Raw genomic sequence first — 16,028 nt, 5'->3', positions numbered from 1 at the left:
GGTTGGGGGTGGTAAAAGCCGTTGAACAACTAGTTCTAGCTTTCTAATTCTAGCCGAACCACCCCGGCCTTTGGCCACCCCTCCTTGAAAAAAGGAGGGGAGCTACCTTTCCAGTTCTAGCAACCATTCGCAACGACGACGACACAACAACATGAAAATCTGGGAGAAAGGCATTGCAGTTGATCAAAAGATCGAACGGTTTACCGTCGGAAAAGATCGGGAACTGGATCTGTATCTGGCTCACTTTGACGTGCTTGCTTCCAAAGCGCAGGCCAACATGCTGGCCAAAGTGGGCCTGCTGACCGAAGCTGAGAATCAGCAATTGCAACAAGGCCTCTCGGAACTAGCGGCCGCCATCGAAGCCGGCGACTTCACCATTGAAGAAGAGTTCGAGGACGTGCACTCCAAGATCGAGTATTACCTCACCAACAAGTTTGGCGATGCCGGCAAGAAAATCCATACGGCTCGCTCGCGCAACGACCAGGTACTCACGTCGATACAGTTATTCCTAAAGGATTATACAGAAAGAGCGGCGGCCAAAACGATGGAACTCGTGCAGGTACTACTGCAAAAAGCTCAGGCCCACCAAGCCGATCTGATGCCGGGCTATACGCATTTTCAGGCGGCCATGCCGAGCAGTTTTGGGCTGTGGTTTTCGGCGTATGCCGAGCATTTGCTGCTCGATTTGGCCTTGTTTGAAGCTGCTCACACCGTTGCCGACCAAAACCCGCTGGGCTCAGGCGCGGGGTTTGGCAGTAGCTTCCCGGTAGATAGGGTGCAGACCACCAACGAGTTAGGTTTTGGCGCGTTGGCTGTTAGTTCGGTAGGAGCCCAAATGCTGCGCGGCAAAACCGAGAAAACGGTGGCTTTCGCCCTGGCCGGCATGGCCGCTACGCTCGCCAAAATGGCCTACGATCTGGTGCTGTACAACAGCCAGGATCTGGCTTTTGTGGAACTCCCGGCGGCCTTCACCACGGGGTCGAGCATTATGCCGCACAAAAAGAACCCCGATGTGTTTGAATTGATCCGCGCGCGCTGCAATGCCCTGCAAGCCTTGCCTAATACAATCATCTTGACCATCAGTAACTTGCCCAGCGGCTACCACCGCGATTTTCAGATATTGAAAGAGCTGCTGTTCGAGCCGATGACGCAGTTTATGGACATCTTGGACATTGTGCTGTTTGCGCTGCCCCAACTGAAAATCAAGCCCAATCTATTGGCCCAAGACAAATACGACGGCGTATTTTCGGTCGAAAACATCAACCAACTCATCCAAACGGGCACGCCGTTTCGCGAGGCCTATCAGCAGGTTGGGCGTGCGGTGAACGAAGGTAACTACGTGCCTCACAAGCAGTTCCAGACTACACATTTAGGCAGCGTGCACAACTTGGGGCTGGAAGAAATAGCGGCAAAAGTGGCACGTATGCAATCTGAAAGCCGGGTGCTGGGCAAGAAGAAGTAGCGCTTCGGCTAGCGGCTGGCCTGGGCGGGTTTGGTAATCGGCACTACCAACCGCACATCCACTGGCTCGCCGTGTTGTATACCGGGTTGAAAATCACCGATTTGCTCAAAAACACGCGTGAGCTTTTGTTCGAAGCTGGCGGGAACGGTTACGCTTTCTGAAAAAAATTCCGGGTTTCGGGCCTTGCCATACTTGTCGACCACAAACGACACTGCCAGCGAAGTGCTGCCCGCTAGCGGCAAATCCTGAAAATTTTTGTTCAGAAAAGCCTGTAAGCCAGCCCTTCCACCGTTTTTGTACACGGGCATTCGCTCCACATACGTATACAGAGCCCGACCGTCGATGGCTTGGCTGAGCGGTTTTTTAGGGCGAGCGGCAGCCTGGTTTTCATCCGTAAGCGCTGCGATTGACTTCTGTGCCTGTACGGGCATAAGGCACAGCGTCAACCCACCGATGAGCATAAGCAGTAGGTAGAGCGGTTTCATAAGTAATGGGTGTATAGCGCTGATTGTTAGATAATTATAAGATAACAAAAAACGGGCTGTTATCCTGCTCATTTGCAAGACAACAGCCCGTTTTCGAGTGTTTGCGTTTTCTACCGGTTGCGGCCGTATTGCTCGTGGCTGCTCACCCAGTCGGAGGAGGAGATGGCCGAGGCCAGGCTGAGTTCGCCGGCCAGCACCACGCCCGCCACGATTTCGGCGAACTTGTTCACGGTACCGCGCCCAACGCAACCCAGCATGCGCAGGCATTCGTTTTGGGTGGCAAGGCCCGTGCCGCCGCCGTGGGTTGCTACAATCAGCGACGGGATGGTCATGCTTAAATACAGATCACGCTCGGCGGTTACTTCCGAATAAATCACGCCCGCCGACGATTCCGACACGTTGGCCACGTCCTGACCAGTGGCAATGAACATGGCCGTGATGCCGTTGGCTGAGTGCGCACCGTTGTTGTTAGCGCCTGACAGAAAGGCACCTACGTTGCTCACCTGTCCATGATAGGCAAGCTGTTCGGGCGTCACGCGCATGCGTTGCTGCAATACGTCGCGCTTAATCACGGCCTCGGCTACCACGCGCTTGCCGCGGGTACGCATCACGTTAATCTGAGAGGCTTTTTTGTCGGTAGCGAAGTTCGATTCAAGGTAGAAATGCCGAACCGGCGCGCCTTTGTAATTCTCTAATATCCAAGAACATGCGGCAAAAGTAGCCCGGCCTACCATGTTCTGGCCCGCCGCGTCGCCGGTGCTGTAGTTGAAGCGCAGATACGCAAATTTATTGGCCAAATACGTGTCGATGTATTGCAGTTTGGCAATGCGCGAAGTGCTCTCGGCCTCTGCCCCAATGGCGGCTTTCTCGGCCTCCACCCACTTGGCAAAATCGCGGGCGCCGCGGGCATCGTCAAACACAAACACAGGTGCCCGTTGCATGGCATCGCCGATTACGGTGCATTTGACGCCGCCACACAGGTTAAGGGCTTGAATTCCACGGTTATAGCTTGCTACTAAAGTGCCTTCGGTAGTCGCCAGCGGGATCAGGAAGTCGCCCTGCGCGTGCTCGCCATTGACGCGCAACGGGCCGGCCAAGCCAATCGGGATTTGGGCCACGCCGGTAAAATGCTCGCAGTTGCCTTGCAGCGTGTGTGCGTCGAAGGAGTATTGCTTTAAGTGCTTGAATTCCTGGCCGGTAAACTGTTCGGCGAAGCGCTGCCGCGCCTGAATAGCAGCCTCGGAATAATCGTCCTGGTCTTGGCGCGGAATCCGGGGCCGGTCGTCGGGCAAGTTGACGATGGAGTCTTCCACTTCCACGCTCAACTCGCCGAAGGGTTCGGCGGCAAACTGCACCTGCACGGCGTGAATGCCCTCGGGCAGGGCTGGGGTCGTGAGGTGAAACATGATGCTGTGGCCCACCGGAAACTCCAGCCCGTCGGGGGCGCTGCCCAGCACTTCCGGCGCCGGCCGCACCTCGCCGTTGCCAAAATCGAGGCCAATGTGCTCAGGCGTAATCCGTTGCTCCCCAATCTGCACAAAGTCGAGGCGCGTAAGTCGCACTGTATCAAGTCGGTTCTTGAGGCTGAAAGCAACGCCGGTGGGCGTATTGTGCAGGCTGCCGCGCGTATAGAGCAGCTTCAGCAGCATGGGGCTGGGCGTGAAGATCATAGTGGGAAGGGCAGGAGCGGTTGAGATTCAGCACTTAATGTGCGAATTTTTCGGCAAGAAGCCCCCTGAGAGGCCGGTCATTCTTAAGGCTGTTTACCAGTGAAAGTGACTGGAACCATAAATTCCATATCCACGGGGTGGCCAGCGTGTTGAGCGGGTAGGAAGTCGCCAAGCAACCGAACTACGCGTAATGCTTCTGCATCACAATGTTCCTCCAAGCTTTGGCGAATACACGGATTCTGCACCTTGCCTACTTTGTCGATGATAAAATAGACAAATACCCGGCCGCTGGGTCTGGACTGGTCCTTGGGCAAAGCAGCCGGCTGACGCACATTTTGACGAACAAACTTTAGCATTCCTTCCATCCCACCGTCTTTGTACTTGGGCATTTGGTCAATATAACCGATGGGGTGCGGACGCGACGGAGGACAATAAATAGGCTTCTGAGCCAACGCCTCCGATTCCGTTAAGCTTAAGCCCCATATCAGCAGCATCAAGGCTTTGCAGTACATACGTGATTTACAGATGCTTACTTAGCACTCTTGTCAAACGCCACAGGCACCGTTAAGGCAACATCAACAGCTCGGCCGTTTTGTCTGCCCGGGGTGAAATCGGCCAGACTGCTTACTACACGGGCGGCTTCGGCATCTAGCAGTGGCTCGAGGCCTTTCTGGATCTTCACATTTCCAACCTTGCCCAAGCTATTGACGACGAAGCTTACATATACTTTCCCCGATTGGGTGGCACCTTCGGGATAATGCGTGTTTTGCTGGAGGTCATTCAGCAACTTGTTCATGCTGCCTTCCTTAGGAACGGGCATGCGCTCAACGTAGGTGTAAATAGGGCTTTGCCTTGTTGGTGAACCGGTTTTGTTCGGCGTTTGAGCCAGCGCCGCTTGCTTTGCCACTCCGAACCCGCACACTACAACCAAGGCTACGAAGAACCGAAGCAGCTGTGAGCGCAACTGCCGTTGCGCAGCGAGCAGCGCTTGGCAGTGGCGGCCTTGCGCCTGAGGCGTCGTTAGCTGCCAGTTTTCCTGGAAAGGTTGTAGGCAAACGTTGAGAACTGGGATGTAGATCATAATTTATTGTATATGAGTTAATTATGAATCGAGGCAAATTCGTTCAGGCGTAAGTATAATTGCTTGAATATAGAAAAATCGCGCTAGTAGACGCGTCACGAGCCGTGGCTTGCGAAAGCTACTGGGCCGGCTGATTAGTCTTCAAAAAACTCCGTGCCGTGGGCGTCGATGTAGCCGACTTTACCGGCCCGCGTTACGACGCGGGCCGCATTGCCGACGAACGGCTCGGCCGCGCGGTATTGCGGCTCAACCAACAGACCGCCTTTCTCGTCGAGGTAGCCAAAGAGGCCGTCGCGCTCCACGACGGGCAGCAGAAAGCCGGTTTTTTCATCGGCCCGGATGGCGTCGAACGTGAGGGGCTGTACCACCTTGCCTTTGCCGTTGATGACGCCCCACTTCGCGCCTTGCCGCACGAAGAGCAGGCCGCTGTAATTTTCTCTGATCTCGTCGTATTCAGCTGGTATAGAGGCCGTTCCGACGGTAAAGCGAAAGCCGACTTTGCCGTTGCGGCGTACCACATCGCCTTGCGACAGGTAATCTTCGTCGGGGGCAGCGGGCGCGGGCTCGGTGAGGCGCACGCCGCTGGTCGAGATGTCGAATGTTTCGCTGTTGAGCGTGACGGTTGCGCGTTCGCCCTGAAAAGTAGAGGCTTGCGTGTACTGCACCGGCGTGAGGGCATGGCCGCTGCCGTCGATGTAGCCGTAGCGGTCGCCTTGACGCACCCAGGCTACCTCGCCTACAAACGGGCCGGCCTCGTCGTATTGGAGCGGCAACACCAAGTGCCGGCTCCGGTCGGCGTATCCCCATTTGTCGCCGCGCCGAAACGGAATCAGCCGCGAGGCTGCGGTTTGGGCATACGATAACTCGCTGATTAGCAGCAATACGCTAAGCAAAAAAGCAGTTACTTGGCCAAACGGAAAGGCGAATCGGAACCCAGGCATTGAGGCCAAGTTACACAACTCTCAAAACACGCGGCACGGTCTGGCGGTTGATTCACGCGATCTTCACCAGGTGGCAGCAAAACTTGCTTTTTGCAAGGCCAATCGGATCGATTTGTGCAGGGATAGTATCCGGTGGGGTAGCTTGCTTATCTTTGCCCGCCGCTTGGATAGGCGTTTACGAGAGTTCTATCATGTCATCACTCCAGCAATATCCGCGCTTTACGTTAGGCAATAGCTTGACTCCCGAGCAATTGGCCTTCTTTAATCAATACGGTTTTCTACACTTCCGGGCTTTTATCTCCCCCGAAACGGTGCAGCAACTGCTGCGCGCCTCCCAGGAAGTGCAACAGCAGTGGCTGGCACAAGGTGTGGTGAAAGTCAACGGCGTGCCCATCAAATACGGAAAAGATGTCGATGGCGCGCGCATCGTACAGCGCTTCGCTTTTGCCTCGCACTACAGCCCCGTGCTGCACGAATTTTTGCAAGATCCGCGCTTCCAATCGTTGTTTCCGCTGCTCGAAGCCCCCGGCGGTCGGGTAGGTGAAAACGAAAAAGACGGCCTCGTCATCAATCACTACGTGAACGTAACGGGCAGCGAGTTTTCACAGATGGGCTGGCACACCGATTCGCTGCGCGACGTGTTTTACGGCAAGCGCATCGGGCCGATGCTCAACGTAGGCGTGCACCTCGACGGCACTCCGGCCACCAACGGCGGCTTGCGCCTGCTGGCCGGCACGCACCACCAAAGCCTGCGCGACCTGCTCTTCCGCAAGAAGTATTACAAAGACGTGGGTTCCGACCCCAACGAAGTTGCCGTCGAAACCGAGCCCGGCGACCTGACCGTGCACGACGGCCGGATGTGGCACCGCGTGGCCCGGTCGCCGCTAGTAGGCGAAGCGTCGCGCCGCCGCGTGATGTACGTGCCCATCATCGCGGGCAAGTACGAGCCCAAAACCCAAGACAGCCCCACGCCTTTTTACCTGCGCTTTCTGCACTTAGTGAAATAAGGTGGCCTAGCTACAATCTTGAATGCTTGATTATCGATTATTTTAAGTAATTGATAATCAAGCATTTGTATTAATGTCTTTTCAAGCATTCAACGTTCAAATCTCGACATGGCATATGCTCTTGTAACCGGTGCTTCTCGCGGAATTGGGCAGGCCATTGCTACCGAGCTGGCGCGGCGCGGCTACAGCCTGTTGCTCACAGCCCGCTCCGAAGATGCCCTGGAGAAAGTAGCGGCCCAGCTGCGCCAACAGCACGGCGTGCAAGCGCACGTACTAGCCCTGGACCTCGCTGCGCCGGACGCTGCTGCGCGCCTTGCCGCTTGGGCTACCTCGCAAGCCCAGGATCTGGCGGTGTTGGTGAACAATGCCGGGTATGGCTTGTGGGGCCGTTTTGAAGAGCTGTCGTTGGAAGAGCAGCAGAACATGCTGCAAATCAACATGATGGTGCCCGTAGCCCTGACGCATGCTTTGTTGCCGAGCCTGCGCCGTCAGCCTAAGGCATATGTCTTGAACGTGGCCAGTACGGCCGCCTACCAAGCCGTGCCCACCCTGACGCTGTACGCGGCCAGCAAGGCATTTCTGTTGTCCTTCACCCGCGGACTGCGCTACGAGCTGCGCGATTCGCCGGTGTCGGTTACGTGCCTGAGCCCCGGCGCTACCACCACCGATTTTGCCAACCGGGCTGGCATGAGCGCTGGCTTGCAGGAAGTCTCAAACAAAGTATCCATGACGCCGGAGCAAGTGGCCAAAGCCGCTGTAACGGCCCTGTTTGCCGGCGAAGCGGAGCTAATACCGGGGGCTTTGAACAAGATATCGGCCACGCTCACCGGCTTCGTCCCGAAAGCCGTTACCGAGAAAATTGCGGCCGGCATTTACGAGAAGCACCTCAAGTAGATGTTCTTGAGTATCAACTGGTAAGCTTTCCGGCCAGCCAAAAGCTGAACCAAGTAAACGGCACCGCCGCCAGCACATCGTAGGTGTAATGCACGTGCTGCACCAACACCAAAAAGCCGACGGCCACTGTGGCTAGCAGCAGCCAGCGTTGCAGCGACCGCTGCCGCACGCCTAGGGTCAGCAGCACTGCGGTGGCCGTGTGGCCCGAGAAAAACAAATCTTTGGTAATCGGCGCGGGCGAGGAATAAAAAAAGTAATCTACCAACGGATCGTGGAGCAGCACCAGGCCTGTAGGTGGGTCGAGGGGAAGCAGCCAGAGCGTGCCGATGCGGATCAGGTGCAGCAGCAGGTAAGCCCACATCACCCGTAGCAAAGCCTGCGGGCGCGTAATCAGATGGGCAAGGCCGGCCGTGATGCTCAAGTAAATCACGGCAAAGGTCACTTCCGATACATCGTGGGCAGGCAGCCGGGCCAGCACCGGATCGGGGAGCACTACGCCCGGCCGTGCTTGGATCAAAGCAAAGAAATAGGGGATGGTAACGGCCAGCACCACCAGCAGCACGGAAACCACAAGGAAACGAACCCGAAAGTCAGGCAGGGCCCAAGCCTGGGTCCAGGCCGCCGAAGAAGAAACCGATTGAGTGGAAGTGGGCATGTAGTGGTAATCCGGGCCGAAAAGTAAGCCGCCCTGCAAAAGTAGGGCGCTAATTTCGGGTTGTGGTCAAGTGCGACCGTCATTGTACCTTGCCCGTTGCCTCAACGCTCTCCAGACCTTATGAAACCATTCTCTATTGCTGTGGCCACCACTTTGCTGGCCAGCACGTTAGCACCCCAGGCGCACGCCCAAAATGCCGCCCTCGACGCCCGTATTGCCAAGCTGGCTACGCAGGAAGAAGCCAAAGTAATCGGGTGGCGCCGCGATATTCACGAGCATCCGGAGCTGGGTAACCAGGAAACCCGTACGGCTGGCATCATTGCGGCCCACCTCAAAAGCCTGGGCTTCGAAGTGCAAACCGGCGTGGCGCGCACGGGGGTGATCGGCATTCTGAAGGGCGGCAAGCCCGGCCCCGTGGTGGCCCTACGCGCCGACATGGACGGCTTGCCGGTCAAGGAAAGCGCCGCGCTGCCGTTCGCCTCCAAGGTGATGACCACCTACAACGGGCAGCAAGTGGGCGTGATGCATGCCTGCGGCCATGACACGCACGTGGCCATGCTCATGGGCGCGGCCGAAGTGCTCAACCAAGTAAAGAAGGATTTGCCGGGCACGGTCAAGTTTATTTTTCAGCCGGCCGAAGAAGGCTCGCTGCCCGGAGTAGAAGGCGGCGCACGCCTGATGACCAAGGAAGGTGCGCTGGACAACCCCAAAGTTGACGCCATTTTTGGGGTGCACATCAACGCTCAGACGGAGGTCGGGACGCTGAAATACCGGTCCGGCGGCGAAATGGCCAGCTCCGACGTCTTTAATATTACGGTGAAAGGCAAATCGGCTCACGGCGCGTATCCGTGGCTGAGCGTGGACCCTGTGGTAACTGCTGCCCAAATCATCATGGGCCTGCAAACCATCGTCAGCCGCCAGACCGAACTTACGCAGGATGCGGCCGTCATCACGGTGGGCATGGTGCACGGCGGTGTGCGCAACAACATCATTCCGGAGCAGGTGGAGCTGACTGGCACCATCCGAACGCTGAGCAAGGATATGCAGCAGAAAATCTGGGCCAACATCCGCCGCACGGCCACCAACATTGCCGAAAGTGCCGGTGCCACGGCCGAAGTCAGCATTGAAAACTACGCCCCCGTTACCTACAACGATCCGCGCCTGATGGAGCGCATGCTGCCTACGCTGCGCACCGTGGCCGGCGCCGAACACGTAGTGGAGCAGAAAGCCGTCACCGGCGCCGAAGATTTTGCCTTCTTTCAGGAGAAAGTACCGGGCTTGTTTGTGTTTGTGGGTGGCATGACCAAAGGAAAAAATCCGGCGGAAACCGCGCCGCACCACACCGCTGGCTTCTTCATCGACGAAAGCGGCCTGACGCTGGGCGTCAAAACGCTGGCAACTATGGCGGCTGATTATTTGGCGCTCAAAAAATAACCCTTATGCAACTATCTGCAAATCTGATGTTTATGAAAAATTTCGATAAGCATCAGATTTGCAAATAGTTAGTCATTGCATTTTCAACTCAGTTGCCAACCGTGAACGTCGCTTTAGTTACCTACGAACCCGTAACGCTTTACACCGCTGCCCACGTCGAGGACGAAGATGCGCTGCTGGCCAATTTTCTGCGGGCCAAAGGCCACGCGGTAACCTTTGAGATCTGGACGGACGCGGCCGTCGACTGGCGCCACTACGACGCGGTGGTGCTCAAGTCGCCGTGGGATTATTTCGATCGGGTGCAGGAATTTTATGCGTGGCTCGATCGGTTGCGGCACTTGGGCGTGCAGTTGCTCAACCCCGTAGAGGTCGTGCGCTGGAATTCCGACAAGAAGTATCTGCTTGATTTAGAGCGCGCTGGCGTCCGCATTGTGCCCACGCGTTGGCTGGAGCGAGGTACTTCCTTCGAGCCCGATACCTTGTTCAATGCCTTCCAAACCGAGCAGTTGATCGTAAAACCTGCCGTGAGCGGCGGCTCCAAAAACACGTTCGCCTTCAACCCCGAAGAAGCCGCCAATCAAGCCGCGCACATCACGGCGCTGCTGGCCGCCGAGGACTTTTTGGCGCAGCCGTTTCTGCCCGAAATTCAGAGCGAAGGCGAATGGTCGTTTATTTATTTGGGAGGCCGGTATAGCCATTGTGTACTCAAAACGCCCAAATCCGGCGATTTTCGAGTGCAGCACTATTTGGGCGGTGGCATTGAGCCGCAGGAGGCGCCGGAATCCTTGCGCCGCGTGGCCGACGACATTGTGGCGCGTTTCGCTCTAGGCTGCCTCTACGCCCGCGTCGATGGCGTACAAGCCGGTGGAGAGTTTTTCCTGATGGAGCTGGAGCTTATCGAACCTTTCCTCTACCTCGATTCTGCCAAAGGTGCCTTGGAGCGATACGAAGCTGGATTATTAGAGCTTGTGAGTTAATTATCTGATAATCAAAGTATTATAAAAAAACCGCTGCGGCATCACTTCTGGTAAAGGAGTAATGCCGCAGCGGTTTTTCTTGCATAGAGGCAGATCAGAACGGGCCGGGGTGAAACCCGTTGACCGTGAAGCCGCCGTCGATGCTCAGGTTTTGGCCGGTGATGTAGCTGGCAGCGGGCAGACACAAAAAAGCCACGGCGGCGGCTACTTCTTCGGGTTCGCCTACGCGGTTGAGCGGGGTACGATCGAGCACGCTTTGTAGAAATTCGGGGTTTTTAAGCACGCTTTCGGCCAGCGGCGTACGGATGTACCAAGGCGCAATCGTGTTGACGCGAATGCCATCCGGAGCCCATTCCACGGCTAGGTTGCGGGTGAGCTGCAACATGGCAGCTTTGGTCATGCCATAAATAGCGCCGGTGCGCACGTGCTGCAACCCAGCCACCGAGGCAATATTGACAATGCTGCTGCTGCCAGCGGCTTTCAGCAACGAATGCGCGTCCTGGCACAGCGTAAAAGCCGATTCCAGGTTAGTGGCCATCAGCATCCGGTATTCGTCGGGGCTGTAATCGGTGGTGCGCTTGCGGACGTTGGTGCCCACGTTGTTGATGAGTATATGCAAGTGCGGCCAGCGGCTGCGCACAAATGCTATCAACTCCCTACGAGCTTCTGCTTGGCTTACGTCGGCTGCAAACGAATGAGCATCAAGGCCTTGTGCTTGCCATTGGGCTACTTGCGTGTTCAAAGCTTCCGGCGTGCGAGCGACGGCTATCACCGTGGCCCCGAAATGCAGTAATTCCTCGGCAACGGCCGCCCCAATGCCCTTAGAAGCGCCAGTTACAAGAGCCACTTGGCCTTGCAAACTCCAGCGTTTGTTCAAAAATTCAGAAAATGCCATGTATGGGACGTTCTAAGTATTGTATAAAATTTTGTCCGTTTTTTACTGCTGTATGTACAGCGTTTATTGAAAGAAACGCAGAATAAGTAGATATATGCGTTGATAATGAGCAATATATAATAACGTATTTTCTATATATAATTTTCGGTATTCACAGTTATCAGGACTTTATATTGAAAAATTTGCAATCGAAAAGCTTTGCGGATTAAAAAATTATTAATTTGGTCACCCCCAGAGCAATCTGGGTTCCGTACCATCCCTTTCCAAAACCAAACCAATCCGTATGACAAAAAAGTACTCTGCCGTAGCTTTATTGATGCTCGGTGGTCTGGCCCAATTTGGGGCACAGGCACAAAACGCCAAACACGCGGCCCAACGCGAGCTGGCCGAGGATGGATCGCTCGTTTTGGTGCAGTATCGCGGCGATACGAATCCTTATAAGCAAAGTGAAGGTAAAAAAGCCCTGACCGACGAGCTGGAACTCTCCGCGGACGACCAGATGCTGCAAGCCAAAACGGAAACCGACGGTCTGGGTTTCGTTCATGAGAAATACAACCAATATTATCGGGGCATCAAAGTCGAACACGCGGCCTACTCGGTACACGCCCGCAAAGGAACTGTAGAAGGGCTGAGCGGCAAGTACGAGCGCATCAAAAAGCTCGACACTACGCCTTCGCTCGATCAGGCCGCGGCGCTCCAACGGGCGCTGAGCTTTGTAGGCGCGAAAAAGTATATGTGGCAGGATGCCGCCGAAGAAGCCGGCCTGAAAGAGCAGGAAAGCAACCCTTCCGCGACCTATAAGCCCCAGGGTGAACTGGTGATTGTGCGCAGCCAAGCCGCCAAAAACGGCAAGGACAAAGGCGATGTAGTGCTGGCCTGGAAATTTAACATCTACGCACAGCAGCCCGTGAGCCGCGCCTACATTTACGTAGATGCGCACACCGGCGAAGTAGTGCTGCAAGATGATATCATCAAGCATACCGCCGCAACCGCCACATTTGCGACGGCTTACAGCGGCACTCGTTCGCTGGCCAACGAAACTACCACCGGGGGCTACCGCTTGCGCGAATACACCCGTGGCCTGGGCGTAGAAACCTACAACTGCAAGAAGGGCAGCAGCTATACTTCCGCAACCGACTTCATCGACGCCGATAACAACTGGACCGAATACAACAACGCCAACTACGACAACGTGGCCGGCGACGCGCACTTTGGTGCCCAAGCGACCTATGATTATTGGAAGGATGTATTTGCCCGCAACAGCTACGACAACGCCGGCGCTAAAATCAAGAGCTATGTGCACTTCGACGACACGCCCGGCGACGGAAAAGGCTACGAAAACGCGTACTGGAACGGCTCGGTAATGACCTACGGCGACGGAGCCGCTACCTTCAAGCCGCTGACAGCATTGGACGTGTGCGGTCACGAAATCGGCCACGCGGTGTGCGAAAAAACAGCTAACCTAACCTATGCCAATGAGTCGGGGGCGCTGAACGAAGGCTTCTCGGATATCTGGGGTGCCTGCGTCGAGCAGTACAATGCCGCTCGCTACGGCCTTACCAAGAGCACTTGGCTCATCGGCGAAGACATCATGAAAGCCGGTGGCGCGTTGCGCTCCATGAGCGATCCGAAGTCGGAAGGACAACCAGCTTACTACAAAGGGCAGTACTGGGCACCGCTGGCGACTACGCCATCCAACGCCAACGACCAAGGGGGCGTGCACACCAACAGCGGCGTACTCAATCACTGGTTCTACATTCTGTCGGTAGGTAAAAGCGGTACCAACGAAGGCGGCGGCACCTACAGCGTAACCGGCCAAGGCATCACCGATGCCGCTAAAATCGCGTTCCGCGCTGAAAGCGTATACCTCACAGCATCAAGCAATTATGCTTCGGCTCGCACGTATACCATTCAGGCCGCTACCGACTTGTTTGGTGCAGGCTCGGCGCAAGTAATCGCTACTACCAATGCCTGGTATGCCGTTGGGGTAGGGGCTGCTTACAGCAGTGGCGGCACCACACCTCCGCCTACTGTTACGTATTGCACCTCGAAAGGCAACAGCACGGCCTACGAATGGATCGACTATGTGAAGCTGGGTACCATTGCCCGCACCTCGGGGGCTGATGCCGGCTACTACAACGGCACGGCCACCAGCACTTCGGTAGCCGCTGGCTCTTCGCAGACCATCAACTTCAGCGCGGGCTTTGCTTCTACGGCCTACACCGAATACTGGAAAGTGTACATCGACTACAACCAAAACGGCCTCTTCACCGACTCGGGTGAACTGGTGGTGTCGGGTTCGTCGTCGAGTAGCGGTACGTTGGCAGCAACTTTCACCGTGCCTACCACGGCCAAAACCGGCAATACCCGCATGCGCATCATCATGAGCGATGCCTCGGCTACTGCGAGCTGCAACGCCTACAGCTACGGCGAAACGGAAGACTACACGCTCGCCATCACGGGCGGTGCAGCCCTTACCGGCAACGTAGCGGCCCTGCGCGTTACGAGCGACGCGCAATTGAGCAACGAAATCGCCAAATCGCTGGAAGTGTATCCGAACCCCGCCACCGACCAACTGTACCTGACGCTGCCCAACAACGGCGCGGCCGTATCGGTGCAGGTAACCGACGTGCGCGGTGCCAAAGCCGCCGGCTTCAGCTACGATGGCAAAGGCAGCCTGAACATCTCGGGTCTGGCAAAAGGATTGTACACGCTCACCGTCAGCGACGGACAGAAGGTGTTCCACCAGCGCTTCGTAAAACAATAGCACCCACCCTTCCTCCCTTCCACCCACGAAAAAGGCCCGTCGTATGACGGGCCTTTTTTATTATAGATAAGTATTTAATAATCAAAAAACTTATGAAAGCAGAGTGCTTTTGCTGCTTAGCTTAATGCCAGGGCGCGTATTCCAGCTTCACCTGCAAGAGGCCATAGCCGTCCTTGTGCTTGGAATAGCCTTCCGTTTTCGAGCTGATGTCGTCGAGGAAGTCCGTTGAGGTAAAGTAGTAAGTGGCTTCTGGCGTGATGTTTATCTTGGGCGAAACCCGGAACGCGATACCAAAGCCCACGGGCACAACCCAGGCCGTGGCCGGATAATCGTTGCGCTCCGGCGAGCGGAAGTTGGTGTTTGCGTCGGCTCGCTTCGGCCCGATGTACGACTTAGGGTCGTAAAAGATGAAGCCGCCGCCGGCCGTTACGTACGGTTTTATGAGGGAAATAGGGGAGCGCGGCGAAGCGTACTCACCCTCGTCGCGGAACAGCTCGTAGCGCAGGAAGCCCACGGCTGAACCGTTCTTGCTTGTAAAAGCCAAGTTGCGCTCCGTTGCTTTATCCTTGGAGCCAAGCTTGAAATAAGAAAATTCGCCGCCTACTGCCAGTTGCGGACGAATTAGGTACAAGCCGCCCAACGAAACGGCCGGGCCGGGGAAGCTATAGCTCGGGCCGCCTAAATCGCCGTTGTACAGCCCCACGCCACCCCCGAGGGTGATGCGGAACGGACCACGGTGGTAGGGCCGGCCAGAGTTGCTGAAATAGCGCTTGCGGCGCTCAGGACTAGTTTGGGCAGAGGCAGAATAAGAAACCAGCAGACTCACAAAGAGCAAAGCCGGAAGGAGATGACGTCTGATCACAGGTAGAAGCATTAGGTGGAAGCCTAAGAATACGCCTGTTAAGGCGCAGCTGTTACCAAACGTTCACTTCGCGATTTTTATTTGAAAGTGCCCTGCGGATCGGGTTGCTTGGCCAGCAACTCCCCGATAAACGCAAAATCGATGCTGCTCATGCTCAGGCTCTGGCCTTTGTGCACGGCTTCCCAAGCCTTGGCATAATCCTCTTGCAAGTAGTAGCCCCGCGCCAGCTGCTGCCAGCTCAGGGCGTTGGATGGGTCGGCAGCCAACGACTTTTGCAGAAACTCCACCCCCGTAGTCAGGTCCTTTTTCTTCTTGGTTTGCTCAAAGCGAATGAGGTAGCTGGCGCCCAAATCGCCGAGCAAGGCCGCATCGTTGGGCGCCAGCGCCAGCCCCTGCGTCAGCAGGGCAATAGACTGGTCGGGCGTGGTGCCACGGCTCGCCACAATGCCCAAGCCGCGGTACGCCGCCGCGTTTTTCTGATCGAGCAGCCACGCGAGGTTAAAACGATACGCCGCCGTATCTATCTTTCCCTCAGCGAGATACTCAAAGCCTTTGTCGGCAAAGAACTTGCTGGCTTCGGGGCGGGAAGCAAAGCTGCGCTCGATGTCGGTCAAGAAAGCCGTCCCGACGAGTTGTTCGGCCTGCGCTACGGTGGCCCCGCCAAACAAGGGTTGCAGGCGGCTGGCCGCGTCCAGGGTGGCGCCCGACTTGACTTTTACTTTGCTTTTGCGTTGGGCGTGAGCCGGAGGTGCCAGCAGCAGTAGGCAAGCCAGAAAGGGGAGCAGCAACAGTTTTTTCATGGAGCAATAAGCGGAAAAGAGACCAATAAAAGAGGGCTGAGCAAACAAGAGAAAGCGTCCTAAGCAAAGATAGGGCGCGCAAGGCAACTCCGGCGAAC

15 protein-coding genes are annotated in these 16,028 nt (G+C 56.2%); 6 read left to right on the top strand and 9 right to left on the bottom strand.

From position 1 onward, the window contains the following. Positions 1-151 precede the first annotated feature (151 nt). The gene (gene argH / locus H9I52_RS16400; RefSeq protein WP_187454726.1) at positions 152-1,462 is read left to right on the top strand and encodes an argininosuccinate lyase; all 1,311 of its coding nucleotides are present in this window, start codon (positions 152-154) and stop codon (positions 1,460-1,462) included. An 8-nt stretch (positions 1,463-1,470) separates the two neighbouring features. On the opposite strand, the gene H9I52_RS16395 is transcribed toward argH, so the two are convergent. The 5 genes from H9I52_RS16395 to H9I52_RS16375 form a co-directional block, all read right to left on the bottom strand. After that, a complete protein-coding gene (locus H9I52_RS16395; protein ID WP_187454725.1) occupies positions 1,471-1,947 on the bottom strand; it encodes a hypothetical protein in 477 nt (158 codons plus the stop codon). 110 nt (positions 1,948-2,057) lie between these two features. Then, a complete protein-coding gene (locus tag H9I52_RS16390) occupies positions 2,058-3,617 on the bottom strand; it encodes a hydroxymethylglutaryl-CoA reductase (protein ID WP_187454724.1) in 1,560 nt (519 codons plus the stop codon). 83 nt (positions 3,618-3,700) lie between these two features. Further along, positions 3,701-4,129 carry an energy transducer TonB gene (locus H9I52_RS16385; RefSeq protein ID WP_187454723.1) on the bottom strand — a complete coding sequence of 143 codons (429 nt, stop codon included), beginning with the start codon at positions 4,127-4,129 and terminating at the stop codon, positions 3,701-3,703. A gap of 17 nt (positions 4,130-4,146) precedes the next feature. After that, on the bottom strand, positions 4,147-4,698 hold the full coding sequence (locus H9I52_RS16380; protein WP_187454722.1) for an energy transducer TonB: 552 nt from the start codon (positions 4,696-4,698) through the stop codon (positions 4,147-4,149). A gap of 134 nt (positions 4,699-4,832) precedes the next feature. Next, the gene (locus tag H9I52_RS16375; protein WP_187454721.1) at positions 4,833-5,639 is read right to left on the bottom strand and encodes a WG repeat-containing protein; all 807 of its coding nucleotides are present in this window, start codon (positions 5,637-5,639) and stop codon (positions 4,833-4,835) included. A gap of 191 nt (positions 5,640-5,830) precedes the next feature. Between H9I52_RS16375 and H9I52_RS16370 the strand changes: the two genes are divergently transcribed. Both H9I52_RS16370 and H9I52_RS16365 read left to right on the top strand, forming a co-directional pair. Then, a complete protein-coding gene (locus tag H9I52_RS16370; RefSeq protein ID WP_139515540.1) occupies positions 5,831-6,646 on the top strand; it encodes a phytanoyl-CoA dioxygenase family protein in 816 nt (271 codons plus the stop codon). A gap of 108 nt (positions 6,647-6,754) precedes the next feature. Next, positions 6,755-7,540, top strand: a complete 786-nt coding sequence (locus tag H9I52_RS16365) for an SDR family NAD(P)-dependent oxidoreductase (protein WP_187454720.1) — start codon at positions 6,755-6,757, stop codon at positions 7,538-7,540. 13 nt (positions 7,541-7,553) lie between these two features. On the opposite strand, the gene H9I52_RS16360 is transcribed toward H9I52_RS16365, so the two are convergent. Next, a complete protein-coding gene (locus tag H9I52_RS16360; protein ID WP_187454719.1) occupies positions 7,554-8,195 on the bottom strand; it encodes a phosphatase PAP2-related protein in 642 nt (213 codons plus the stop codon). Between the two features lie 120 nt (positions 8,196-8,315). Here H9I52_RS16360 and H9I52_RS16355 point away from each other — a divergent pair, with 120 nt between their 5' ends. Beyond that, positions 8,316-9,629, top strand: coding sequence for an amidohydrolase (locus H9I52_RS16355; RefSeq protein WP_187454718.1), 1,314 nt, complete (start codon positions 8,316-8,318; stop codon positions 9,627-9,629). A 101-nt stretch (positions 9,630-9,730) separates the two neighbouring features. Beyond that, positions 9,731-10,606 (top strand): RimK family alpha-L-glutamate ligase, encoded by an 876-nt coding sequence (locus H9I52_RS16350; RefSeq protein ID WP_187454717.1) that lies wholly within the window; start codon positions 9,731-9,733, stop codon positions 10,604-10,606. A gap of 94 nt (positions 10,607-10,700) precedes the next feature. Here the strand turns inward: H9I52_RS16350 and H9I52_RS16345 are convergent, their stop codons facing one another. Then, entirely contained in the window at positions 10,701-11,501 is an 801-nt protein-coding gene (locus tag H9I52_RS16345; protein ID WP_187454716.1) for an SDR family oxidoreductase, read from the bottom strand. A 283-nt stretch (positions 11,502-11,784) separates the two neighbouring features. Between H9I52_RS16345 and H9I52_RS16340 the strand changes: the two genes are divergently transcribed. After that, positions 11,785-14,268: a M4 family metallopeptidase gene (locus H9I52_RS16340; protein WP_187454715.1), complete on the top strand. Its 2,484-nt coding sequence runs from the start codon at positions 11,785-11,787 to the stop codon at positions 14,266-14,268. A gap of 121 nt (positions 14,269-14,389) precedes the next feature. Here H9I52_RS16340 and H9I52_RS16335 read toward each other — a convergent pair whose 3' ends face one another. Both H9I52_RS16335 and H9I52_RS16330 read right to left on the bottom strand, forming a co-directional pair. After that, the gene (locus H9I52_RS16335; protein ID WP_187454714.1) at positions 14,390-15,130 is read right to left on the bottom strand and encodes an outer membrane beta-barrel protein; all 741 of its coding nucleotides are present in this window, start codon (positions 15,128-15,130) and stop codon (positions 14,390-14,392) included. A gap of 77 nt (positions 15,131-15,207) precedes the next feature. Continuing rightward, positions 15,208-15,930, bottom strand: coding sequence for a tetratricopeptide repeat protein (locus H9I52_RS16330; RefSeq protein WP_187454713.1), 723 nt, complete (start codon positions 15,928-15,930; stop codon positions 15,208-15,210). Positions 15,931-16,028: the final 98 nt, after the last annotated feature.

The organism is Hymenobacter sp. BT491 (genome assembly GCF_014349165.1).
Taxonomy (GTDB): domain Bacteria; phylum Bacteroidota; class Bacteroidia; order Cytophagales; family Hymenobacteraceae; genus Hymenobacter; species Hymenobacter jejuensis.
Note: the sequence above shows the minus strand (reverse complement) of the source record. Positions and strands in the feature narration are given on the sequence as shown.